At 45.7% G+C, this 24,918-nt stretch carries 20 protein-coding genes; 9 read left to right on the forward strand and 11 right to left on the reverse strand.

Going from position 1 to position 24,918, the window contains the following annotated elements; translation table 11 throughout:
- Nucleotide 1: 1 nt before the first annotated feature.
- Nucleotides 2-1,114 carry an efflux RND transporter periplasmic adaptor subunit gene (locus AAC033_RS08255; RefSeq protein ID WP_339736935.1) on the reverse strand — a complete coding sequence of 371 codons (1,113 nt, stop codon included), beginning with the start codon at nucleotides 1,112-1,114 and terminating at the stop codon, nucleotides 2-4.
- 119 nt (nucleotides 1,115-1,233) lie between these two features.
- Nucleotides 1,234-4,581 (reverse strand): transcription-repair coupling factor, encoded by a 3,348-nt coding sequence (mfd, locus tag AAC033_RS08260; protein ID WP_339736937.1) that lies wholly within the window; start codon nucleotides 4,579-4,581, stop codon nucleotides 1,234-1,236.
- Nucleotides 4,582-4,952: 371 nt separating this feature from the next.
- On the opposite strand from mfd, the gene AAC033_RS08265 reads away from it, so the two are divergent.
- Nucleotides 4,953-5,762 (forward strand): patatin-like phospholipase family protein, encoded by an 810-nt coding sequence (locus AAC033_RS08265; protein WP_339736939.1) that lies wholly within the window; start codon nucleotides 4,953-4,955, stop codon nucleotides 5,760-5,762.
- Nucleotides 5,763-5,845: 83 nt separating this feature from the next.
- Nucleotides 5,846-6,718 (forward strand): hypothetical protein, encoded by an 873-nt coding sequence (locus AAC033_RS08270; RefSeq protein WP_339736941.1) that lies wholly within the window; start codon nucleotides 5,846-5,848, stop codon nucleotides 6,716-6,718.
- 717 nt (nucleotides 6,719-7,435) lie between these two features.
- Here the strand turns inward: AAC033_RS08270 and AAC033_RS08275 are convergent.
- Nucleotides 7,436-8,779: a dihydroorotase gene (locus AAC033_RS08275; protein ID WP_339736943.1), complete on the reverse strand. Its 1,344-nt coding sequence runs from the start codon at nucleotides 8,777-8,779 to the stop codon at nucleotides 7,436-7,438.
- Nucleotides 8,780-8,967: 188 nt separating this feature from the next.
- Complete coding sequence (locus AAC033_RS08280) at nucleotides 8,968-9,717, reverse strand: polyprenol monophosphomannose synthase (RefSeq protein WP_339736945.1); 750 nt, start codon at nucleotides 9,715-9,717, stop codon at nucleotides 8,968-8,970.
- A 149-nt stretch (nucleotides 9,718-9,866) separates the two neighbouring features.
- Here AAC033_RS08280 and AAC033_RS08285 point away from each other — a divergent pair, with 149 nt between their 5' ends.
- The gene (locus tag AAC033_RS08285; protein ID WP_339736947.1) at nucleotides 9,867-10,334 is read left to right on the forward strand and encodes a GNAT family N-acetyltransferase; all 468 of its coding nucleotides are present in this window, start codon (nucleotides 9,867-9,869) and stop codon (nucleotides 10,332-10,334) included.
- 405 nt (nucleotides 10,335-10,739) lie between these two features.
- On the opposite strand, the gene AAC033_RS08290 is transcribed toward AAC033_RS08285, so the two are convergent.
- Both AAC033_RS08290 and AAC033_RS08295 read right to left on the reverse strand, forming a co-directional pair.
- On the reverse strand, nucleotides 10,740-12,041 hold the full coding sequence (locus AAC033_RS08290; RefSeq protein ID WP_339736949.1) for a hypothetical protein: 1,302 nt from the start codon (nucleotides 12,039-12,041) through the stop codon (nucleotides 10,740-10,742).
- A 14-nt stretch (nucleotides 12,042-12,055) separates the two neighbouring features.
- The gene (locus tag AAC033_RS08295) at nucleotides 12,056-12,811 is read right to left on the reverse strand and encodes a hypothetical protein (protein WP_339736951.1); all 756 of its coding nucleotides are present in this window, start codon (nucleotides 12,809-12,811) and stop codon (nucleotides 12,056-12,058) included.
- Between the two features lie 223 nt (nucleotides 12,812-13,034).
- Between AAC033_RS08295 and AAC033_RS08300 the strand changes: the two genes are divergently transcribed.
- Nucleotides 13,035-13,664 (forward strand): hypothetical protein, encoded by a 630-nt coding sequence (locus tag AAC033_RS08300; RefSeq protein ID WP_339736953.1) that lies wholly within the window; start codon nucleotides 13,035-13,037, stop codon nucleotides 13,662-13,664.
- Between the two features lie 8 nt (nucleotides 13,665-13,672).
- Here AAC033_RS08300 and AAC033_RS08305 read toward each other — a convergent pair whose 3' ends face one another.
- A complete protein-coding gene (locus AAC033_RS08305) occupies nucleotides 13,673-15,202 on the reverse strand; it encodes a bifunctional GNAT family N-acetyltransferase/carbon-nitrogen hydrolase family protein (protein WP_339736955.1) in 1,530 nt (509 codons plus the stop codon).
- 241 nt (nucleotides 15,203-15,443) lie between these two features.
- On the opposite strand from AAC033_RS08305, the gene AAC033_RS08310 reads away from it, so the two are divergent.
- Complete coding sequence (locus AAC033_RS08310; RefSeq protein WP_339736957.1) at nucleotides 15,444-16,394, forward strand: NmrA/HSCARG family protein; 951 nt, start codon at nucleotides 15,444-15,446, stop codon at nucleotides 16,392-16,394.
- 33 nt (nucleotides 16,395-16,427) lie between these two features.
- Here the strand turns inward: AAC033_RS08310 and AAC033_RS08315 are convergent, their stop codons facing one another.
- The gene (locus AAC033_RS08315) at nucleotides 16,428-17,342 is read right to left on the reverse strand and encodes a sugar phosphate isomerase/epimerase family protein (RefSeq protein WP_339736959.1); all 915 of its coding nucleotides are present in this window, start codon (nucleotides 17,340-17,342) and stop codon (nucleotides 16,428-16,430) included.
- 300 nt (nucleotides 17,343-17,642) lie between these two features.
- On the opposite strand from AAC033_RS08315, the gene AAC033_RS08320 reads away from it, so the two are divergent.
- Nucleotides 17,643-19,475: a fasciclin domain-containing protein gene (locus AAC033_RS08320; protein ID WP_339736961.1), complete on the forward strand. Its 1,833-nt coding sequence runs from the start codon at nucleotides 17,643-17,645 to the stop codon at nucleotides 19,473-19,475.
- Between the two features lie 141 nt (nucleotides 19,476-19,616).
- Here AAC033_RS08320 and AAC033_RS08325 read toward each other — a convergent pair whose 3' ends face one another.
- The gene (locus AAC033_RS08325; protein WP_339736963.1) at nucleotides 19,617-21,107 is read right to left on the reverse strand and encodes an outer membrane beta-barrel protein; all 1,491 of its coding nucleotides are present in this window, start codon (nucleotides 21,105-21,107) and stop codon (nucleotides 19,617-19,619) included.
- Complete coding sequence (locus AAC033_RS08330) at nucleotides 21,104-21,658, reverse strand: RNA polymerase sigma factor (protein WP_339736965.1); 555 nt, start codon at nucleotides 21,656-21,658, stop codon at nucleotides 21,104-21,106. Before AAC033_RS08330 ends, AAC033_RS08325 begins: the two co-directional genes overlap by 4 nt.
- 409 nt (nucleotides 21,659-22,067) lie before the next feature.
- Between AAC033_RS08330 and AAC033_RS08335 the strand changes: the two genes are divergently transcribed.
- From AAC033_RS08335 to AAC033_RS08345, 3 genes are read left to right on the forward strand one after another with little or no spacing between them, the layout of a single operon-like run.
- Nucleotides 22,068-23,312, forward strand: a complete 1,245-nt coding sequence (locus AAC033_RS08335) for a serpin family protein (RefSeq protein WP_339736967.1) — start codon at nucleotides 22,068-22,070, stop codon at nucleotides 23,310-23,312.
- Nucleotides 23,305-23,769, forward strand: a complete 465-nt coding sequence (locus AAC033_RS08340; protein ID WP_339736969.1) for a NigD-like C-terminal domain-containing protein — start codon at nucleotides 23,305-23,307, stop codon at nucleotides 23,767-23,769. Before AAC033_RS08335 ends, AAC033_RS08340 begins: the two co-directional genes overlap by 8 nt.
- The gene (locus AAC033_RS08345; protein WP_339736971.1) at nucleotides 23,756-24,313 is read left to right on the forward strand and encodes a hypothetical protein; all 558 of its coding nucleotides are present in this window, start codon (nucleotides 23,756-23,758) and stop codon (nucleotides 24,311-24,313) included. Before AAC033_RS08340 ends, AAC033_RS08345 begins: the two co-directional genes overlap by 14 nt.
- 65 nt (nucleotides 24,314-24,378) lie before the next feature.
- On the opposite strand, the gene AAC033_RS08350 is transcribed toward AAC033_RS08345, so the two are convergent.
- On the reverse strand, nucleotides 24,379-24,918 hold a 540-nt coding region (locus AAC033_RS08350), incomplete at its 5' end, for a hypothetical protein (RefSeq protein WP_339736973.1).

Below are 24,918 nucleotides of genomic sequence, written 5' to 3' on the forward strand. Positions count from 1 at the left end.
GTTACTCGTTTAGTAAGTGTTGATTCGTCACCAAAGTATCCAATTGAACCGGAAGATCTTCGCGAAGCTGCAAGGTTGCCGTGGTCAGTAGGGTGTCGCCAAAATTCAGGCCCGACCGGATTTGAATATGGGATTCTGTTCGCAGTCCGGTTTCAACACGAACTTGCCTGGCTCTTCCGTTCTTCAGGATAAATACTTTTTCACCTTCCATCTCGGGAATCAACGCCTGGGTTGGAATGGAAACCGCATTCTCAATCTGCGAGAGTCGTGCCCTCACACTGGCAAAGCGGCCAGGTTTAAGTTCTTCATTGGTGTTGGGATAGAGCGCCCGGGCAACAATTGTCCTCGTATTGATGTCAACCTTCGGTTCAATGGCATAAACTTGAGCTTCAAACGTTTTCTGAACGCCATCGATCTGGAAACTGATCGGAAATCCGGCAACTACTTCACCGGCATAGCGCTCGGGAATGGAAAACTCAATTTTCAGCGGACTGATCTTCACCAGTTGAACGATTTTGGTTTGGGTAGATGCATAAGCGCCTTCGCTGATCATTCGCAGTCCTACAATTCCGTCGAAAGGAGCACGTAACTCGGTTTCAGCAATCCGCGCTTCCACCAACATAATGTCCGCCTCCAGCGTCTCCAGTTCAGTGGCCACCTGGTCATAACTTTCGCGGCTGATGGCATCGCGATCCAGCAACTGCCGCTGCCTGTATTCGCGCTCCTCAACCAGTTTACGTTGTGCTCTTAATTTTTGCAATTGTGCCTGCAGCGGCCGATCGTTAATTTTTGCCAACAACTCTCCTTTCTTCACCCGGCTTCCTTCCCTGAAAAAGATGCCAACCACTTTTCCCGAAGTTTCAAAAGCCAAATCCACTTCCTCATCCGGGAGCAGCGAGGCCGTACTGTAGATCATCTCATCCATCTTTGTCGGAACCAAAATATAGCCACTGGCAAACAGCGGCTGCTGTCCTCCTCCCATTCCCCGAGGGCCGGGATCTTCGTTTGAGCGGAACAAGGGTTTGACTTTGGGATACATCACAATCCCAACAAGTACGATGATTAATACAATAGTGATGGAGATCCTGATGATCTGTTTTGAATTATTTGCCATGGCTATACTAGCTAGTACTTTAGGTTAATTTAAATTGCTTTGACTACCAAAACATCAAAAAGTTAAAACCGTTGGCGCCAAATATATCATTAAGTTTTTGAGCCGATACTGGGTTGGAATCATTGAGAATCTGACGATCCAAGCTCAAGTATCTCATTCAGCATATGACCAGCAGTTTCCACGTTGGGAACATACGAAAAGGTAAGGCTCAGCTTATCTTTTTTTTCTTTCATCCGGCACTTGTTCGGGTTTTGTTGTAAGTAGTGAAGTACTTTGGTGAAGGTTTCACTTTGATAGAAAGGCGATTGTTGATCAGCTATAAAAAAGCAAATCATTTTTTTGTCATTCAGAATGATCCGCTCAATACCCAGATCAATTGCCTTCCAGCGCAAACGCACTACTTCCAGTAATTCCTTGCTGACTTGCGGAAGCTTTCCAAACCGGTCAATCAATCCCATCTCAAACTGTTGCAAAGACGCTACGTTTTCCAGGTTATCGAGTTGGCGGTAGAGCAACATGCGCTCCGAAATACTTTGGATGTATGTATCCGGGAACAACAACTCCATGTCGGTATCAATTTGGCAATCGTTGACAAATTGTGTTTGCAGAAATGCTTTGCCAGCTGCTTCCTGTTCTTCCTGAAACAGTTCCTTGTATTCGCCCTGCTTCAACTCCTGCATGGCTTCATTCAGAATTCGATGATAGGTTTCGTAGCCAATATCGGCAATAAAGCCGCTTTGCTCGGCCCCCAGCAAATTGCCTGCCCCACGAATATCCAAATCGCGCATGGCAATGTTGAACCCGCTGCCCAACTCCGAGAACTCTTCAATGGCGCGCAAGCGTTGGCGAGCTTCGCCGGTCAGGCTTGCCAGCGGTGGCGCTATCAAATAGCAAAAAGCTTTTTTGTTTGATCGTCCCACGCGCCCGCGCAACTGGTGCAGATCACTCAATCCAAAATTTTGAGCATTATTTATGATAATGGTGTTCGCGTTCGGAATATCCAGTCCCGACTCAATGATGGTGGTGGCAATAAGCACATCGTTCTCGCCATTGATAAAATCGAGCATGATTTTTTCGAGCTTGGGGCCGTCCATCTGTCCGTGTCCCACCACGGTTTTTACCCCTGGAACAATTCGCTTGATTACCTTCTCAACTTCATGAATATTCTGCACCCGGTTGTGAATAAAAAAGACCTGCCCATTTCTCGCCACTTCGTAATTGATGGCCTCGCGGATCATTTCCTCATTAAAACCATGCAGCTCGGTAATAATGGGGTAGCGGTTGGGTGGCGGTGTTTGAATGATCGATAAGTCGCGGGCACCCATGAGCGAAAATTGCAGGGTTCGCGGAATGGGCGTGGCTGTCAGCGTCATCGTGTCGACATTCACTTTAAACTGCTTCAGCTTTTCCTTCACTGAAACACCAAACTTTTGCTCCTCATCCACGATAAGCAGGCCCAAATCTTTAAACTTGACATCTTTACCCACCAAACGGTGCGTTCCAATCAGGATATCGATGGCGCCGACTTCCGCTTCTTTCAATACTTTTTTTATTTCGCCGGCAGGCCGCAAACGGCTGATGTATTCAATGCGCACAGGAAAATCCTTGAGCCGTTCGGAAAATGTTTTATAATGCTGAAGTGCCAGAATGGTGGTCGGCACCAAAACGGCTACTTGCTTGCTGTCGGCAACCGCCTTAAAGGCGCCGCGGATGGCAATCTCCGTTTTTCCGAAGCCCACATCGCCACAAACCAGCCGGTCCATCGGCATTTCACGCTCCATGTCCTCTTTCACCGCTTGGGTAGCCGTCACCTGATCGGGAGTATCTTCATAGATAAACGACGCTTCGAGCTCGGTTTGCAGGTAAGAATCGGGCGAAAAGGCAAAGCCCCGTTCTTTTTTACGTTCGGCATAAAGCGCGATCAGATCTTTGGCAATATCCTTCACCTTTTTCTTGGTGCGCTCCTTCATCTTTTGCCAGGCACCGGTTCCCAGCTTGTTTATCTTGGGTTCAACTCCCTCTTTGCCTTTGTATTTGGAAATGCGATGCAGCGATTGGATGCTCACGAACAACACATCACTGTCGCGGTAAACCAAGCGAACAGCTTCCTGTATTTTTCCGTTAACCTCGGTTTTCACCAAACCCGCAAATTTCCCGATCCCATGATCGATGTGCACCACATAGTCTCCTTGATGCAGCTTGTTCAGCTCTTTCAGCGTGATGCTTTCCTTTTGTGGTTTCCGGGTTTTCAACTGAAACCGATGGTATCGCTCAAAAATCTGGTGATCAGTGTAGCAACAAAGCTTAAGCGTGTGATCGACAAACCCTTCGTGCAAGGTGAAGTTCAGATCGGTAAACTCGACATCCAGATTTTGATCCTTGAAAATGGCATGCAGCCGCTCAATCTGCTTTTGGTTGGATGAAAGAATAAAATTGGTATAACCCTTGGTCGAATTGTCTTGCAAATTTTTAGCCAGCAGCTCAAAATTCTTATTGAAGACCGGTTGGGCTGATGTGCTAAACTGATAGTGTTCCCGGCTTTGAAAATAATTGCTTGTTCCTGATTCCAGACAGGTGAACCGACTAAGAAGGTTTAAAAAATCTGCCCCCGAAATCAATCGACTGAGCAAATCCTCAGCTAACCCTTCTTCGCCAACCGCTTGCTGATAAATGCGATCAATCATATCTGAAACCAAGGAAATATCCCGAATATAAATGCTGCTTTTAGCAGACAGAAAATTCAGGAAATTATCCCGTTTTTCCTCGCTCAGACCTTCCTGTATGTTTGGGATTATCACGATCTTTTCGAGCTGAACTTTCGATATCTGTGTTTCGATATCAAAACTTCTCAGGCTATCCACTACATCGCCAAAAAAGTCGAGGCGATAAGGGTCTTCATGCGAAAAGGAATAAATGTCGACTAAGCTTCCGCGAATGGAATATTGTCCCGGCTCCACCACAAAATCAACCCGCTCAAAACCGTATTCAAACAACACATCATTCAAAAACTGAATCGATAATTTGTCGTTTTTATGGACCGGAAAACTGTTCGATTCCAGCCCCTCGCCCGAAATGACTTTTTCAATCAACGCTTCGGGGTAAGTGATAATACTGATCTGGTGGCGTTCATGAAGTTGGTTTAAAACTTCAGTTCGAAGAATAATATTCTCCTGCTCAACAGAATCGAACTGCCCGGCCCGCTTGTATGATCCAGGGAAAAAGAACAATGGCGAAGCAGTCTGCAGGTTCACCAAATCATCGTAAAAGTAGGCTGCTTCTTCCTTGTCATTTAAAATAAATACCAAGGGCTGATTATGCTTTTCGGCTAAGACAGAAGCCAGTACGGTTTGCGACGAGCCAACAAGCCCCGACAGGTGAATCTTTTCACCCGGGGTATCCATGTTTTTCAGCAAAGATTGAATAACCTCCTGCTTTTCAAATACCTTCTTAAAATTCTGTAATTCCAAATTTCTGTAAAATTTCGCGTAAAGATAGGGAATAGTTTGAGTTTGGCTTGGCCAATCGTTCATAAATTCCGATGGGCAACAATCCAGAAGCACACACACGAAACGCAACCAAAACTCACGAAGGTAGTCTGCCCGTCTCCTTGTTGATTATCCAAAACAACCATCTGGCTTGGGACGAACATGATGCAGAAAACATTCAGAAAAAAAACCGATGAAATTCATTGCCCGCAACGTATCTTTAAGCCTCAAACGAAAAAAGTCTTTGAAACAAGTAAGTAAAAGTCATTCAACACAAGATGTCCCGAATTCGGACCGTAAATCACGACAAACGAGTTCCTTCGAATGCCTTTGGAAATTATTAATTCAATGAAATGAAAGCAACAATCGGTTTGGCATTAAGTGGCGGCGGAGCACGCGGAATCGCGCACATTGGCGTTTTGGCTGCGCTGGAAAAATATGGCATCCATCCGGAAATCATTTCGGGAACCAGCATCGGCGCATTGGTTGGTGTTTTATATGCTTCAGGCTATGAGCCGGCATCCATCTTAGCCCTGATAAAAGCAAGCAAATTACACAAGGTAATCAGTTGGGCATTTCCTTCAGGTGGACTGCTCGATCTGGATAAAATTGAAAAGCTCCTTCGTAGTCATATTCCTGAAGATGACTTTTCGGCTTTGAAAAAGCCGTTCTACTGTGCCGTAACCAATTTAAATACTGGAAAATCAGAGCTGATTTCAAGCGGAAAACTCATCGACTATGTCTTGGCTTCCGCGTCGATTCCTATTGTTTTCGAACCACGAATCATTAATGGCCAATCCTATGTTGACGGTGGAATATTAAATAACCTGCCAATCGAACCGTTGCTCGGCCAAGTGAATGTGATCATCGGCGTACATGTGAACCATAATGAAGAGCTAAAGGAAATTTCGGGCATCAAAGCCATTGCTGAACGCAGTTTTCGACTGGCCATTTCGAAAGATGTCGACGACAAATTTGACCAATGCAACCTGGTCATTGACCCACCAGCCATGCAGCAATTCAGCGTGTTTGACTTTTCGAAAGCCGATGAAATTTATGCCATTGGTTTTTCCGAAACCGAAAACCTGATTCTTCAATATTCAAACTTAATTGACCTTGAGCAAGTGATTGCAGAAAAGAAAAGACGCCAACAAGAAAAATAATTGTCCTACCAAATCCGTATTATAGAAAGCCTATGATGTAAATGAGCAGGAAACATCTTAACTTTGAGTAAAATAATCTGATCATGAAGAAACTACCATTTATTTTAGTCGCATTACTCATTCTGGGTTCGTGTCAGCAGAAAAAACTTGACCGGATGCAGGAAGTACAAGATAGTCTGCAACAAGTCGCCGCCAACAAAGATTCGGCCATCACCGATTTTATTGGCACGATGAATCAAATCCAAGCCAACCTGGATTCGATAAAAAGGCTGGAGGAGATTGTCGATATTGAATCCCAAAGCAGTTCAGAACCACAATCGACCACCCGTCAGAAAGTTCTTCGCGACATTGCGATGATCAATGAATTGCTTAAGATAAATCGGGAACTGATCGCATCGCAGCAAAAGAAAATGGATTTCTCATCGCACAAGATGAATGAAATGCAGGAAATGCTGAACATGATGAGTACCCAAATGGAAACCAAAGACGCTGAGATTGTTGCTTTACAAACAGAACTTCAAAAGCTGCAACTCAACATTACAGATTTGAATCAGGACTTGATGGCTGCCCAGGAGAGAACAGAGGAACAGGCCCGATTGCTGGAGGAAAAAACAGGCACCATTGACCAGCAAACCTCAGCGTTAAACACAGCTTACTACGTTTTTGGAACCGCCAAGGAGCTGGTTGAAAATGGGATTGTCGAAAAAGAGGGAGGCTTTCTGGGGATTGGACGCACGCTGAAATTCAGAAAAGACTTTAACCCTGACCTGTTTACAAAAATCAACATTCGGGAAGTGGATGAAATCAGCCTGAACTCTAAAAAAGCCAAAGTCGTCACTACGCATCCTGCCAGCAGCTATGAATTAATTGGTGACGATATGGTTGAAAAGCTGGTGATCACAGATGCTGACCGTTTCTGGGAAACCAACAAGTATTTGGTAATTGTGGTGAACTAACGCACCAAACCAATTAAGAGATTGGTTTCAAATATTACAGGAACCGATGCTCGATTGGCTAAAAGGAAAGGATAGTGACCAACCGAGATTCCTGCTATTGCTTGCCTCATATTCCATTCAAAAAACCGGATTAATTCCACTGGAATTTTGGGCCACTACTCATTTTGATCCGATGTTTTACTGAACATTTCCGAAATCCATAACTTGATGACAGACTGCCGGGTGATTCCTAATCTCATGGCTTCTTTATCAAGTTTATGAACCATCTATGTAGGGAAATCAACACTTACACGCTTGGTTTCAATCCCGGTCTCTTGGCTTTGCTTAGGTCCAGATTGTCAATAATATCTTCACCCGCATCAATTTTCTTATCCAACTCTTCAGCTTTAATAAATCTCAATTTCTTTTTTCCTTGATCTCCGAACAGATATAATTCCAATAGCTCTATTCCTTATCGCGAAAATTCCCGACCAAAACTTCCCACTCAATTTATCAATAATTAAAAACCTCGGTTCATCAATTGTCCTTGCACGAATCTCTATTCGATCAGAATCAAGCCACAATCGTTTTGCTTCTTCAAAATCAATCCCATGTTTTGACTGATTTGTCTGACTTTGGTTTTGATCAAACTCCATCTCAGATCATTTCTCCAAAATACCACAAAATGATTAATTATTATGCTTTTTTTTGCTCCTTTTTCGGCAGAAATGTTTGTTTCTAAACAACAAACGCAAGCCGTTTCCCCCGCACCTCTTCTTTGATTTGACCTCGATCGTAGGCCAGTTGCCCATTGACAAATGTTTTGGAAACCTGGTGACTGAATTCAGTTCCTTCAAACGGCGACCAGCCGCACTTATAAAAAATATTCTCCGGACAAACCGTCCATTTTTTATCTGGATTGATTAGCACGAGGTCGGCAAAGTAACCTTCTCGGATATATCCACGCCGATCAATCCGGAACAAATCAGCCGGTGCGTGGCACATCTTTTCGACCAACTTTTCAGCTGTCAGCTTTTCCTGCCTCACAAACTCCAGCATAGCAGTCAGCGAATGCTGAACCAGCGGACCGCCGGAGGGTGCCAGAAAATAGGAATGTGACTTTTCATCCAGCGTATGAGGCGCATGATCGGTGGCAATCACATCAATTTTGTCCGTCAGTAGCCCATCCCAAAGGGCAGCTCGGTCGGCAGCCGACTTCACTGCCGGATTCCACTTGATTCGCGTGCCGTAATCGACGTAGTCCTTTTCTTCAAACCAAAGGTGATGCACACACACTTCGGCCGTAATTTTTTTTTCTTTCACCGGGCCCGCTTCAAAAAGCTGCATTTCATCGGCTGTCGAAATGTGAAGGACGTGCAGGCGGGTGTCGAAATTACGAGCCAACGCAACCGCTTTTGATGACGACTTATAGCAAGCTTCGGCGCTCCGGATTCGAGGATGCCGCGAAATGGGGACAATCTCGCCGTACTTCTGGCGGTAAATCGCGGTGTTTCTCCGGATAATTTCTTCGTCTTCGCAATGGGTAGCCACCAAAGTAGGTGCCAGCCTGAATATTTCGGATAAGGTTTTCTCGTCGTCCACCAGCATGTTTCCGGTTGATGAGCCCATGAAAATTTTGATTCCGCACACCTTCGAAGGATCGGTCTTCAGCACTTCATCCAGGTTATCGTTGGTCGCGCCCATAAAAAACGAATAGTTGACAGCCGAGACTTCGGCAGCACGGGCATATTTCTTTTCCAGTTCGACCTGTGTGATTGCCTGCGGCTTGGTGTTGGGCATCTCCATATACGACGTCACCCCGCCGGCCAAGGCTGCCCGCGACTCGGTATATAGATCGCCTTTGTGGGTGAGCCCAGGCTCCCGGAAATGAACCTGATCGTCAATGACACCGGGGATCAACAATTTCCCGCTGCCATCAATCACGGTAGCTTCCTTCAACAAGGCCTCCGGAACCACTTCTTCCTTAAATATGCGTTTGATAGACTCGCCCTCAATCAACACACTTCCCTGATACTGAATCCCCTCATTGATGATGGTGGCCTGGTGAATGATCGTCTTCATAATGTTCGGTTTATTAAGCTTATATATTGTCTTTCGAGCCTTGAATGTTTTGCGATAAATCTAAGCGGGGACCTCCAACCTTCAATTACGAATCTAAAACTGAAAAGGCTACACCGCCACACTCCTTATATTTTCATATAAATCGATTCTCAAGGGATTTGTTCACTGCAACCTGAGTCAATTCGCGTTTATCCACGTCCTTGAGAAGAATAGCCCGGATATTTTTTAAACCAACTACGGATTTTCATTTTCAGAATTCCCCATAAGGCTTCATTAAAAATGCCACCGCTCATTTTCGAGGTGCCTTCCTGCCGTTCGGTAAAAATAATGGGAACTTCCACCAACTTAAAACCATGTTTCCAGGCTGTAAACTTCATTTCAATCTGAAACCCATAACCTTTCAGCCGGATATCATCCAGATTGATGGTTTCCAAAACTTTTCGGGCATAACACTTAAAGCCAGCTGTGGTGTCCATGATTTTCATGCGGGTGACCAGCCGGACATAAACAGATGCAAAATACGACATCAGCACCCTTCCCAGCGGCCAGTTGATCACGTTGATGCCGGAAATGTAGCGCGAGCCAATTGCCATATCGGCGCCACCCTCGGTACAGGCCCGATACAAATTTTCGAGGTCTTTGGGTGGATGGGAGAAATCACAATCCATTTCAAAAATGAAATCGTAGCCCTTTTCCAAAGCCCATTTAAAGCCAGTCAGGTAAGCTGTCCCCAGCCCCAGTTTGCCTTTGCGCTCTATCATGTGGAGGCGGTCGGGGTATTCCGTTTGCAGACGTTTCACAATTTCGGCCGTCCCATCGGGCGAGCCGTCCTCAATAATCAAAATTTGAAAAGGCGTTTGAAGTGTAAACACCGTGCGGATCATTTCCGCAACATTTTCCTTTTCGTTGTATGTTGGTATAATTACCAGGTTATTCATGTATCAAATAAAGATTAGTTGCTCTGCGAAAATAAGTATTTTAAGCCAGTCTGAGTTGATTTTTTCAGAATGAAGGAAAATTGAGCCCTGATTCATATTCGGCTTTCCGATCCCATTTCGGTCATTTTTCCTATTTTTATCAGAAAAAAATGACTTACACATTTGTTCCAATTGATCTGTCGGATCCTGTCCACCGCCGCGAATTAATCCGCTTGCTTAACGCCTACATGCAGGATGATATGGGTAATGGCGCGCCAATGCCCAAAGAGCTGGCCCCGAAAATTCTGGAAGGGCTGCGAAATTACCCGGGCTACCTGGGTTTCTTTGCCGTGGTTGACGGACAGTTTGCCGCTTTGGCCAACTGCAACAAAAACTACTCGACCTTCCAGGCCAAACCGCTGATCAACATTCACGACTTTGTGGTGCACCCCGACTTTCGCGGCAAGGGAGTCGGCCGCTTCCTGCTTAATGCCCTGGCCGCGTTTGCCAAAGAACAGGGTTATTGCCGCATCAACCTCGAAGTGCGGCGCGACAATGCGAGCGCACAAAAGCTATACCGCAAAGCTGGTTATGCCGAATGCCACGAGCCCATGTATTTTTGGGAAAAGTTGCTTTAAGGAGGAGAAGGGCTTGCTACCAACATGAAGACAATCGCGGGGAGGGGCAAATTCCAGAATCCATGTTTCAAAATCCAATAGTCCAACCAACGGAGTTGAGCTCCTATTTAATGACTAGTTATCCAATGACCAATAACTAATTCACTCATCTCAGCACGGCAACAGAAAACTCGACCGTTTTTCTTCTTCTCTCACCGGGAAATGAGAAAACTGGATGTCGGAAAATCCATTTTCCGCGCGGCGACAAACTGCCAATTGTCCGATTGTCATCTGGCTGAGCAGACTACTGCTTACCATCCGATCAGCCATTCACTACCAATCAAAACCACCTGCCCTGCCAACATCGCTTCACTGAAAAATCCGGCCTAATAACAAAGCCGGATTTTTAAAACTGAATTAACTGGATTAATTACCTGCCGCGGAAATGGGAATTGTCGAAAGCAAGGTAATATTTTGAAGGTCGGCATAATTGTAGAGGTAAAAACCTCCATCGCCAATCATAAACAAATAGTTGTTGAGCGGAATGACATCATACGCATTGATGTCGGGGAATTCCGCCAGTTTATTGGATAAAATCTGCAAAGGATCGGAGGCATCAAAAATTTTTAGCCCCGCGTCGCCATCGCAAATAAAGAGCACATCGCCATCAATCCCCAGCCCATGCGGATTGGCCATCGAATAGCTTTTCAGCAGGTTTAGTTGCGAGTAGTCTTCATTCATTCGAATCACATCCAGCCGGTTCACCGAACGACCACAGCCCCCTCCGTCGTGCAGGGTTACGTAGGCCAGATCGTCCTGAACCACAACCGGATCGCAGCTTGTGATGTGGTTATAGCGGTTGATATAAGTTGGACTCTGACCGATTTCGAGGCTGTAAACCAGCATGCCGGTAGTAGTGCCAAAAAACAGGTGATCATGATAGATGAACATGGTCTCCACATTCCATCCAATATTTTTAGAATCGAGTTCAACAGGATTTTCAAGATCATCAATTTTAAACGTGTATAAATTGGATTTGTCCACCGTATACAGGAAATCCTCGTACAAGCCGAAGCGGGCCATCGAACCGCCCACCCCAAAGGTAGAACCACTGCCACCTCCTACTCCCCCGGCTTTACTAGACGAATAGGCTCCATCGAGCGCCATATTCTCTGCAAAACTTCGGGCATAGTAAATCGGGTAATAGTATTGCTTTATCGCCTGCTTCACCTCCTCAATTTCCCAATCGACGACGACGCCTTTGTCTTCATCAATTTCTCCCAAACGGTATTCAGTGTCATATTCCGGAACGGTGTAGGGAAAAATGTCCTCCACACGTCCTACTTCCTCAATGTTATCCAGGTCTGATACATCGATGGCAACCAAGTCAACATAGCTGTCGGCATACAGCACGTCTTCCTTAATAGCGATATCCACATTCCCGGGAATAACAATGAAGCCAACATTTTCGGGGCTGGCCGGATCGGTCACATCAAGCACATGCACGCCCTCCATAATTTCGTTGACAAACACATAGTTATCTTTGAAATAGATTTTCCCGGGCTTTTCAATTTCGCGGGTGGACTCGATTTTAATGGCCGACCGAAGATCCTCGTAAGTCATGTAAACCGGTGCGTTGCCCATAAAAGTCTCGTACAGTTTGTCCTCGCAGGCCGACAGCAGCGTTAGCACAAATATCAGGCTGATATAACTCGTTTTTGTATTCATCGTGTTCGTGTTTTTTAGTTGAAAAGAATTCCCACGCGAATGGACAGGCGGTTGTATTCGCGATCCAGTTGATAATGGTTGTCACCCTTAAAATTGACCTCGTGGTAGCGATAGCCAAATGATAGCATCAAGCCCAGGTTCGGGTTTAGCTGACTCACAAATCCGAAGGATGGATTCACCATTAAACCGCCTTTACTTTCGAGCGGCACGGGATTATAATAATACGACGAAGACCAAGGCATATAATCGTAATAAACACCACCTCCGGAGTAAACCTCGTCATCCAACGGGATCATGTAGCCACCCTGCAGAGCGATAAACGGCGTAAAACGCGACTCGCGAAAGTGGAATTCCAGGTTACCAAAAACGGGCATATATGATTCGTCCAGAAAATCGATGCCGGCACCAACGCCCATATACCACTTAGGCAGCAGGCGAAAATTAATGGAGGCATCGAACGAAAATGGAGTGGGTTTGGAATTGTTCGAACTGCCGGCCAATATCCCCGCGGAGGCTTTCAGAAAATAGGTAGCGTTTTCATTTTCAAATACTCCTGAAATCGGCTTGGATGTAATGGTATCAATCTCAGAATAATTAAACACCCAAAGATTTTTTCCGGAACGCACAACCACCTTGTCATCGTCGACCGGGGTTTGTTGCCCTTTCAGTACCGTACCGTTTTTCAGGTAAATGACTTCTCTTTTATTTTTTTGAGCAAAGCCGCTTCCGAAAACGAAAAGAAATGCAAAAAGGCAGATGAATTTATTCATAATGATTTTTTTTGAGGTCGGTTACAGAAAGTTGATGCGCGAACTTAAAAAGGGTTGCGTGAGAGAGGATATTTTAAATGTGTAAACGAAGATGGAGCCTCTTATTTTCTTATCAATTCTCGCAAAATGGCGTCACTCATGCTTGCGTGATTCCAAAAATGGTTTGATCTTTGATGCATAAAGGCTAGTTTTTTTTCATTGCTAAACCGAAAAATCTAAAACAATGAACCCATGCCACCTTTTCTGCCTGATAGTCGTCCTGACACTTGTCAAGCACACGGACGCTCAGACCTCAAAAAATGCTTTAGCCGATTTTGTGATTCCTCGCTATTTCGTAGCGAATTCTGATTGTTACATCTACGGCCCATTTGACGGTGATGGCTCAAACACGGTGATTTGCTTTGAGAATAACCAAACACTGAGTTTCTCTGTAAAACCCACCATTGAGGGTAGCGACAAGATCCTGATCAAAGTTCCGAACACTCATGGCGAGTTTGAACTGATTATTGTCGACGAGGGCAACAACAAAGAGCTATTTACGCCAGTGAGGGTTGTCCAACTCAGGCAAGACCTCGATATAACCAGGGCCAGACTCAAAAAGCCATTTCCTTTTTTTATTCGATTATTGGGTGCCGAGAAATCGGAAAATGAGTTTTCCTTTACTCTGGAAAACCGCACACCACATATTGTCAGCTTGATTGGTGGCAACCGTCAAAAACATAAAATAAAAAGCACGAAAGAATCGACTGATGTTTTTTGGGAGGGGAAACTGGTTGCGATCGACCCATCTGAATTTTTGATCATGACGGGGCTCGAACAACCACCTCCTTCCATCCGGGTAGCTCCCTATTGAGATCCGGCCTATTTTCGATTCACCTCATAGATATCTTTCCGGCGGTCCTTCAAGTTGCGAACACTGCCAAACTGATTCAGTTCGCGCAACAAATCGATATCCACATCCGCAATCAGGATCATCTCAGTGTTGGGTGTCGCTTCGGCCTTGATTCCATTCATGGGAAAAGAAAAATCACACGGTGTAAAAACCATCGACTGCGCATACTGAATGTCCATGTTATGCACTTTGGGCAGGTTGCCAACACCTCCGGCAATGACAACATAGCATTCGTTTTCGATGGCACGGGCCATGGCGCAATTGCGCACACGCGAATAACCATTTTGGGTATCCGTCAGAAACGGCACGAACAAAATATCGACACCTTCATCCGCCAGAATACGACCCAACTCGGGGAACTCCACATCATAACAAATCAGCACGCCAATCTTGCCGCAGTCCGTATCAATCGCTTTCAGTTCCGAGCCTCCCTGCATTCCCCAAACCTTAGCTTCGTCGGGGGTAACATGAAGCTTTTCAAACCGGTCGATTGACCCGTCGCGCTTACATACGTAGCCGGCATTATACAAGCGGTCGTTTTTAATTTCGGGCATGCTGCCGGTAATGATGTTGATGTTGTACGAAATGGCCAGTTCCGAAAAGCGCCGGATAATCTCATCGGTGTGTTTGGCCAGTTCGCGAATCGCTTCGGGCTCACTCAAGTGGTTGTTCTCGGCCATCAGAGGGGCCATGAAAAACTCGGGAAACAAGGCAAAATCGGAGCGATAGCCTGAAACTGCATCGAGAAAATACTCTGCCTGGTTCATCACATCATCCAGATTTTTATAGAGCCGCATTTGCCACTGAATCAGGCCGAGTCGAACAATTTTTTTGATGGTTGAGGGCTGCTTACTTTCTTTTTCGTAGTAGATATTATCCCATTTCAACAACACGGCGTAATCTTTTGAAGAGTCATCACCTTCGAGGTAATTCTTTAAAATCTTGGACGGATAAAAATCATTCGATATCTGGAAGTTAAATACCGGATCGTGAATCTCTTTCAGACGAACTTTGGCAATGTACTCCTTGGGTGTCATTTCATCAGCGTACTTACGATAGTTCGGGATTCGCCCGCCAAAAGCAACCCCTTTCAAATTCAGCCGTTCACAAAGTTCCTTCCGGTAATCGTACAAGCGGCGGCCAAGGCGCAGTCCCCGATACTCGGGTCGGATAAAAATTTCAATGCCATACAGCAAATCGCCATCGGGGTTATGCGTATTGAAGGTCAGGTTTCCGGTAATCTTTTTGTAGGTGTGTTGATTTTCAAACTTCGCCGAATCGACAATAATCGAAAAAGCGCAACCCGCAATCTGCCCATTCACCTTCACCACCACCTGCCCTTCGGGAAACAAGTTGATCAAAGTCTTTAGATGCGGCTTCAGCCAATATGAATCAGGCATTTCCGGATACGATTCAATCAGCGCCTCCTTCAATTCCTGGTAATCCTTCAGTTGTAGAAAACTCAGCTCAATATTCTCAATGTCATTGGTATTTATCATGGTCAAAATGGTCTTGTATTTTTCATACTAAACAGTTAATTGCCGCTAAAGTTACTGCCTGAATCCTGAAAATAAAAACGCAGGTTCAACATCAGACCTGATTAAAACAATAAACGTCCGATTCAAAATTATCAACCCTGTCAAAACTGATTTGAGATATTTTGATCCTTTTATATTGCGCTTGCATTGATTTTGTCGTAACTTGCTATTATTTAATTATTTAATTTAACTTTTTTGATTTATGACAGCAAAGAAAATAATCGCGGTTACCGGTGCTACCGGATCGCAGGGTGGCGGGCTGGTCAGAGCCATTTTAAACGATAAAAGTGGCGAATTCACTGCACGGGCCATCACACGCAATGCCAGCTCGGACAAAGCCAGACAGCTCGCTCAACTCGGGGCCGAAGTGGTTGAAGCCGACGTAGCGGACAAAGCCAGTCTGGTAAAAGCATTTGAAGGAGCGTATGGCGCCTATTGTGTGACCTTTTTCTGGGAACACTTTTCGCCGGAAACAGAACGGGCCAATGCCCAAAACCTGGCTGCAGCCGCCAAAGAGGCCGGTGTTGGCCATGTCATCTGGTCAACTTTGGAAGATACCCGCAAGTGGGTTCCGCTGAGCGACGACCGGATGCCGACCCTGATGGAACACTTCAAAGTACCGCACTTTGATGCCAAAGGCGAGTCGAACGCATTTTTCGAGAACAGCGGCGTCCCTTACACACTGCTTTACACCTCGTTCTACTGGGACAATTTTATCCACTTTGGCATGGGCCCCCAGAAAGGGCAGGACGGCAGACTGGGCATAACCCTGCCAATGGGCGACAAGAAACTTCCCGGCATTGCGGCCGAAGACATTGGAAAATGCGCTTACGGAATTTTCAAAGCTGGCGAAACCTATAAAAATAAATCGGTAGGAATTTCGGGTCAGCATTTAACTGGCAAGGAAATGGCAGACGGTTTTTCAAAGGTGCTGGGTCAAATGATCGTGTACAATGATGTCCCTCCCGCAACCTATCGAAGTTTCAACTTTCCGGGAGCCGATGATTTGGGAAACATGTTTCAGTTCAAACATGATTTTGAAGCGGATTTTTGTGGCCGACGTGATGTGGAACGCTCCAAATCACTGAATCCTGAGCTACAAACTTTTGAACGTTGGCTCAGCCAAAATAAGGATCAGATTGCGCTTGGGTAAATTCAAGCTGCCCTAAAACCTTCTACTCCAGTTTCAAACTTGCTCCAATGCGGTTCTTACCTGGCTGAGCAAGTTTGGGACTTTTTCATATGGATCGCCCGGCCCCAAAGTCTCCAAAGGAAGATAGCCACGGTAGCCCGATTCTTTGATGATTTTGAAGAGCTTCACATAGTCAGTCGGTTTCTCCACACCATCAATCCATACATTCTCCTTGATCTGCCAGGTGACGGCTCGCCCAATATTTTGCTGAATCTCCGTATAGGGATCTTTCTGGCGATAGCTCCCAATATCGAGGTTTAAACCCAGCCAATCGGAATTAACCAAGTCAAAGACCAGGTCAACATCATCGGCCGTCTTCAAAAAATCATTGTGGTTCTGCAAAGCGATCATCACCCCAAATCGCGCCCCATAATCGCAGCACTCCCGAATGTCCTTTGCCATCCACTCAAAAACCTGCTCACGCGAAAAACCCTCATGACTGCTGGTTCCGGCAAAAATGCGCAGGTTCGGACTGCCAAGTTTAGCCGCCACTTCCACCCATTTTTTAATCAACGTAATATCCTTTCGGCGACTGTCCGTATCCGGCTTGGCAAAGTCGTTACGGACACCCGTCCCGCTAATATCAAGTCCAAGCAAGAAAGCTTTCCGTTTAAATTCAAAAATAAACGCATCGGCAGGAACTTCGGGATAGCCGGGAAAATAATAACCCGTTGGGTCGATGGCGTCAAAATTATGCCGGGCACAAAAATCAAGCATATCGAACAAATCCTTTTCCCCACGACTCAACAAACCATTAAACGAGTACAAATTCAAACTTAGCTTAAACAAATGGGAATAAACTTCCGGGATCAACGAGGCGGCATAGGCCGGAATAAAACTTCCGGCTGCCATTACGGAAGCGGCAAGCGCTGCCTTCAACAAACTTCTTCGCGATACTGACTGACTCATGGCATTCTGTTTTGATTAGCAAATTAGTCCGAATTTGACTGAAAACCAAATCAATGAATTCTACAGACCATGCTCACGCTTTTTTTCGAAACCAGTATTCCTTATGAAAAAACAACCAAAATTTTTTCATGCAAAAAATCATTAACAATTCTTAACAAACAACATTACCCCTACAGAAACCCTTATTTTATTAGCATATAACGATTATTAAATGCTTTTTTGTCTAATTTAGATCTTTATATCTTAAACACTTTTATTCTTTCTCGTGTTTTACTTTCAAATTCAAAAACTTTAACTCAAATGAAAACACAAGAAAACAAAAAATCGAATCAATTGAAGTCTTTAACTTCTTTACTTCTAGTGGTCATCATGGCCTTCACTTTTGTTAGCTGCAACGATGACGATGATCCCGTTGTCCTTGAAGATCCAACGTCGGTCGACATTACCGTGGCATTACAGCAAATTACCGACACTCCGGATGCATATAGCAGCACGCTCTCTGATTTAAAAAAGCAAAGTATTAATGCTAAAAAACCGAAGTTTAACACCTTGATGAAAGCTTTAGCAAAATCGGGTTTGACCAGTACTGTGGCCAGAAACGAACTGACCATTTTTGCACCAACCGACGCCGCTTTTGAAGAACTGTTCGATGTCCTTGGGGTTGATGGGGTTGATGCGCTATCGGCCGAACAACTGACACCGATTCTCCTTTATCATGCCGTTGCAGGACGCGTGCAATCCAGCGACTTGTCAAATGGACTGGTTGAAACGGTCAACGGAGCGTATATCAACATTGATCTGTCGAGCGGTGTAATGGTGAACGATGCGATGGTTGAAATAGCTGACCTGAGAGCCCTAAATGGCGTGATCCATATTATTGACAAAGTATTATTGCCACCATCAATGAATTTGGTTGAGAAAGCCATCAGTTTTGATCCTGAATTTTCGATTTTGGTTGAAGCGGTTGTAAAAGCTGACCTGGCCGGCACATTGGCCGATGGCGGTCCATTCACCGTATTTGCGCCAACCAACGCTGCTTTCGAAGAGCTGTTTACCGCTTTGGGCGTGAATGGTATTGAAGATTTGACCGCCGAAGATTTGACTCCAATTCTTCTTTATCATGTGGTTGCCGGAAGGGTTTTCTCATTCGACCTTTCAAGCGGTTCAGTTCCGACCCTGAACGGAAAAGAAATTGAAGTTGACCTGAGCTCAGGTGTGATGATTAACGACGCGAACGTCGTGATTGCTGACCAGCAAGCGACCAACGGGGTTATTCACGCCATCGACAAAGTATTACTTCCACCGATGAATATTGTGGAGAAAGCCATTAGTTTTGATCCTGAATTTTCGATTTTGGTTGAAGCGGTTGTCAAAGCTGGTTTGGCTGAAGCACTTTCAGGAGAAGGCCCTTTCACCGTGTTCGCTCCCACAAACGCAGCTTTTACAACTTTGTTTTCGACAATGGGCGTAGGTGGAGTGTCTGATTTGACAGCTGAACAACTGACTCCGATCTTACTGTACCACGTGGTTTCGGGCAGTGTTTATTCAACCGATCTGGCCAACGGATTTGTACCGACACTGAATGGTGCAGCAGTTGAGATTGACCTGACTTCAGGGGTAATGATTAATGACGCCAATGTGGCCATTCCTGATGTTGAAGCGTCAAACGGTGTGATTCACGCCATTGACCAGGTGCTGCTGCCACCAACCATGAATTTGGTGGAAACGGCTCAGAGTTTAGCGCCCGAATTCTCCATTCTGGTTGATGCAGTGATCAAAGCCGACTTGACAAACACTCTGGCAACAGGCGGGCCTTTTACCGTGTTTGCACCGACCAACCAGGCTTTCCTCGATTTGCTTGACGAACTGGGACCAGATGTTAACAGTCTGGATGACATTCCACTGGAAACCTTGACGAACGTATTGCTCTATCATGTGGTTGAAGGACGGGTTTACTCCAGCGATCTGGAATCAGGATCGGTAACGACCTTGAACGGAACATTTGAACTTGATCTCTCCACTTTGACAATAACCGATGCCAATACGCGCGAATCCGGCTTGGTTCCTTCGCTGCTTAATGTGCAGACCACCAACGGAGTGATTCATGTGATTGACAAAGTGATGATACCATAAAAAAACCATCGAAATACGCCAAAAACAAGATAAACAATTAGAAACAAACGAAAAAAGCATCTCAACATGAGATGCTTTTTTCGTTTGTAAGAAGGTTCCGGAAAAAATCAGGGGTCTTGTGTCTACGTCAAACTCAGCTTCTTAGAACTGATAACTCAAGCCGGTATAAATGCCAATGGTATAGGGCTTAAAATTCACGTTGGCATTGCTGTTCAGCGAATTCAAAAAATACCTCACCTGAGGCTCCACCCGCAAGCTAATCTTATCTGAAAGGCCATAGCCCAGCCCAAATCCAAAACTGGTGCTGTAATTCACGGCATTCATATCGCGCGTTTCGCCAATGCGTTCGTTGCCATATTGGCTGTTGGCATAGGCATTGTTGCCAACCAAAACACTGGTGTTCAAGCCGCCAAGCAATTGCAAATCGAAAGTCGCGTCAAGCAATTGATAACGCAGTATCAACGGAATTTCGATGTACTCAAAATTCTGTTCAAATTCGGTCTGAGTCAGTAAAATCCCATCATCGGCAGCTAAGGTTTCAAAGCCGCTGCTCAGCCTCGCATTGGTTGGCAACCGGTCGATCGCCACCACGCCGGCCGCGGTATTCATCAACATTTCGCCCGACTTCACCGCAACGGCTGTATTAAAATATGCCGCCTCGCCCCGCAAAGTTTCGCCACTAACAACATCGGAGTAAAGCCCTTCCGTACGAAAAGCCTGATTGGACGATGTTTGTCCCAGCTTGCTATAGTAAACACCACTTTGAACACTCCAGCGCTTTTGTGTTTTGTACTCAACCGAAATTCCACCACCCATCTGCAATTTATCTTTCGATCCGGGAATGGCCATGCTGCTGGCATATTCCTGGCTTTGGGAGCTTTGGCTGACCGAAACGCCTGGAGTGAGCATAGCGCCCACCTGCCATCCTGATGGTTGTTTTCCCATCCGCCGGTTGGCGGCTAACAAACGGGCATTCTCTTCCATTTGCTTTTGTTCGAGCACATTCAACTGACTTGTCGCCCCCTGCTGTTTTTTGCGCAAATCAGCCAGTTGAGCCTGTTCCTTAAACGAATCGTCCAACTCTAAATGAAACAAACGCAGCAATTGGAACTGTCGGGTTTCTGGGTTCCTGTTTTCTGAAGAATCAGTTTCCAATTGGCTCTCATGGCTTGAGGCATCTTCATTTGCTGTTAATTGAAATTTAATGGCATTGTTGCTGTCGATCGCTTCAGGTTGATCTGCTTCTGTTTTTTCCCGGCCACCTTCGGCAAAAGCCAGGCCGCCCGGCTGTTCAACTGAAGCGTTCTCTTGTATTGGAAGTGTTCCTTCATTTGTATCAGTCGCGGAATCTGACGATTCGGGCTGATTTAATTTCTTGTCCGATTGGACCTGATGATCGGTCAATACAGGAGCCAGCTCCTTTGGTTGTTGTTGCAACTGCCATCCAAGTAAAAAGGCCAGCAATACAGCAGCGGCTACGCCGGCTCCTTTCAAATAGAAGAATACCAAGCGCCGCTTCTTTCCCACCTGTTGCTCCCGAATCCGGCTCCACACATAGGCAGGCGGCTCTTGTTCAAAATCGCTCAATTTCGAACGGAACAAATCATCCAATTGGTTATTATCCTTTATCATGCAGAATAATTATTTGCTATTTCTCCAAACACCTTGACTACTTTTTCTTGCAAGATCGCCCGGGCACGCGCCAGGTTCGACTTCGATGTACCTACCGATATTTTCATTTCTTCGGCTATTTCCTTATGGTTTAAACCTTCAAAAACATAGAGGTTAAAAACCATGCGGTAACGAGGCGGCAGCTCTTTAATGATCTTCATCAAGTCCCTGGCCGACATTTCCGAAATAATCTGCTCGTTCAGCTCCGGCCCATCGTAAATGCCCATATCCTCCACCGGATGCATCAGGTGGTTTTTTCGATAGCGCTCCAGTGCCGCGTTCACCATAATTCGTCTCACCCAACCTTCGAATGAGCCTTCGTGCCTGAATGAACCAATCTTTTCAAAGACCTTTAAAAATCCCTCCTGCAAATTATCCTCCGCTTCGGTTTCATCTTTCGAATAGCGCAAACAGACCCCATACATTTTGGGCGCCAAATACTGGTAAAGCTGAGCCTGCGCTTTCGCTTTTCCAGCAGCACTATCAATAATGAGTTGCTTGAGCTCTTTCAAAATCCATTCAAAATTGGTTAAGATCAAAATTAGCAGAATACTTGCACAATTTGCAATTTATTCCTTTGTTCGCTTAACGCTGTTCAAGCCGCAATGGCTCAGTGGGTGATTTCAACAAACAGATGGGAAAAGTTAGCAAAGGGTTGCGTGGAGAAAATTATTTTCTGAATTTATTTTTGATGAATATCTGTCAGATTGGCTATGTCATTAAAAAGCCATTCAATTGTCATAAACTTGTTTTGAAACGATCAATGACAATAACAGGACCATGAATGACAATAATTGACAGCCTCGATAAAACAAATACGTGAGTACGTGGACAATCATTTTCTTTATTGATCTCCTGACGCAACCATTTCGACAGCTTGTCAGTCTAAAACAACAGAAACAAAACTTAAATCCGGAAGCCATGAAAACGATAATCTTATTTTTAAGCATGCTTTTAGCGTCTCCCCTTCTAAAATCCTGTTCCAATTCGGTAATCGATGAAGGTGAAGTAACCGATATTGAACTAGACCTCAAATCGGAGCAGATTGTGGAAGCCGACAATGCATTTGGACTGGAGTTGCTGCGCGAAGTGAACGCCGAGCTGGACGAAGGTAAAAACCTGATGATCTCGCCTCTCAGTGTTTCGCTGGCCCTGGCCATGGTTTACAACGGGGCCGACGGTGACACCAAAACCCAAATGGAAATGGTGTTGCACAAAGCTGGTCTGACTTCGAAACAGATAAACCAAGCCTACAAAACGCTGGTTGCCGCTTTGGGAAGCCATGACCCCAAGGTGGAACTGTCCATTGCCAACGCTATTTTTCACCGGGATGACTTCAGCGTGAAGCCGGATTTCATTTCAACCAACCAAGACTACTACGATGCTGAAGTGGAAGCTTTGAATTTCGGCAATGAGGACGCCACGCTGAACTGGGTGAACGGCTGGGTGAAGGACAAGACCCGCGATAAAATTGACAAAATCATCGAGCAGGTTTCTGAATATGACATCATGTACCTGATCAATGCCATTTATTTTAACGGGAAGTGGACCTATCAATTCAAAAAAGGAGACACCAGCGATCGCCCGTTTTATACGGGCAATGGCGCCGAGCTGCAGGTTCCGACCATGATGCTGGAACCAACCACGCTCCACTATACCAGCACCAGCACCTTCGAGCTGCTTGAACTGCCGTATGGAAGTGAAAAATACAGCATGCTGTTGTTTTTGCCCAAAGCGGATCATTCAACCAACGAGGTGATTGACAATATGAATCCTTCAGCATTAAATGGCTGGCTGGAAAACATGCACGAGAGCAACCTGAAAGTGTACCTGCCAAAATTCGAGTTTGAATATGACAACAGCTTGGTTGACAACCTCAAGTCGTTGGGCATGACCAACGCTTTTGCTCCCGGCTTATCCGATTTTTCAGGAATTGCCGACCGCAGTGACTTGTTCATTTCCGAAGTGAAGCACAAAACCTTTGTCAAGGTAGACGAAGAAGGAACCGAAGCCGCTGCCGCAACCGGCGTTACTGTAGGCGTCACGTCCGTTGGCCCCGAGCCGGTCTTTAGGGTAGACCGCCCCTTTGTTTTCGCTATTCGCGAAAAAGACACCAACGCGTTCCTCTTTCTGGGTAAAGTAAATAATCCGCTGCTCCATGAATAAATTCTGGCTCATACTGTTTTTGGCGTTCTTCTGGGCTTGTACGGAAGAACAAGACACTCCGGATTTTCAGCTTCAAAAGACCGATATTTCGGACTATGTCGATCTAAATGTTTTCAACTACGACAGCCTGAAGAATGATCCGGTTACGATCAATACCGTCAAGGTGAAAGGTGACCTTTTGATCGTCAACCTGAGCTATGGCGGCGGCTGCAAGGAGCACATCATCGATTTGGCGCATGTGCACCCATCGTGCGGCACGCCACCGCTGCCTCCGCCAAGCTTCCAAATCAGGCACAACGCCAACAACGATGCCTGCGAAGCCTGGATCTCCGAAACCCTGCAATTTGATATCAGCCGGCTGCGCGAAAGCGGCGAAAGTCCCGTTACATTTCTCTTTTCGGCTGCCGGATATGGCGACGAACACTTTCAAAAAGAATTGAGCTATGAATTTGAGTAAGTTGAAAATGTTGTTTTTTATTCTGCCCTTTCTGCTTTCGGCCTCCTGCGTCCACGAAGAGCTTGAAACCAAGCCGGAGCAAATGACCATTTATTTCCAGTTTGAATACGTGAACCATGCTTGGACCTACCAACACCAGGGTTTTATCATCGATCAGGCGGGAAAGGTTTACGATTACGAGCAGCCGGAAAACTGGGATTGGCCGGAAGACAATCAAATTAACCGGCAAAATTTTGAAAGCAACCTTTCGCAGGCCGAAGCGCGTTTATCCTTGCTCGACGAAAGCGACATAAGAACCGCCGGGATCCTGGCACTGCAAGCCAGGCATGGAGAGTTGACCCAGCCAAACCATGTGATGGCCGATGCCGGCGCAGAGGTTTATGCTGTTTATGTTGCCGAAAAAGACAGCCCAACGCTGACCAGATACCTGCTGCAACAACGCGGCGACCTGTACCAGAAAAATACCAGCTCGGCTTCGGATCAACTCACCCAGTGGCTCATCGGTATCCGCGGCGAAGAAGGTTATGGCGGGGAGCATTTCTGAAAACGTCAAAAAGAAAGAGACTCCGTTTCGGGAGCCTCTGTTATCCAAGCTGAAATCAATTCGTTCTATCTAAAAATGCTGTAGGATAAACCAATGGCAATACCGAGATTTTCCTTGTCGTAAGTTTCGGTGTATGTTCCAAACGATTTGTCTTCATCCTGATAAGTGGTGTACAGCACGCCGGCATCCAAGGTCAGTTGTTCGGTCGCTTTCCACTGGAAACCAAAAGCCATCGAGTTGGATGAATTGCTGTAGCTGAAGTCGCTTTGGTATTGCTCGCTCACGCCGGTGGTGGATTGCATACCACCCAGGCTCAAGGCAAAACGGTCGGTCAGGTTGTATTGCACACCAGCTGAAAGCTCCCACAAACCGCTTTCAATCACTCTTTCCTGCCCGTACACGTTGTTTCCCCAATCAACACCCTTGTCGAAATAGTTGATGAACGACACAGAAGTCAGCCATTTTCTTGATGGTTTGTAGTTCACGCCAACCGACAGAATAGCCGGGATGTCGCTGCGCGATTCCGCTTTGTCCGGGAACATGCCGGTATCGTCCACCTTGGTGTCGTTGGTAAGTTTCAGTGCGGTCTGGAATTCATACTTCAA

Origin of the sequence: uncultured Sunxiuqinia sp., from assembly GCF_963974515.1 — a bacterium.
Taxonomy (GTDB): Bacteria; Bacteroidota; Bacteroidia; order Bacteroidales; family Prolixibacteraceae; genus Sunxiuqinia.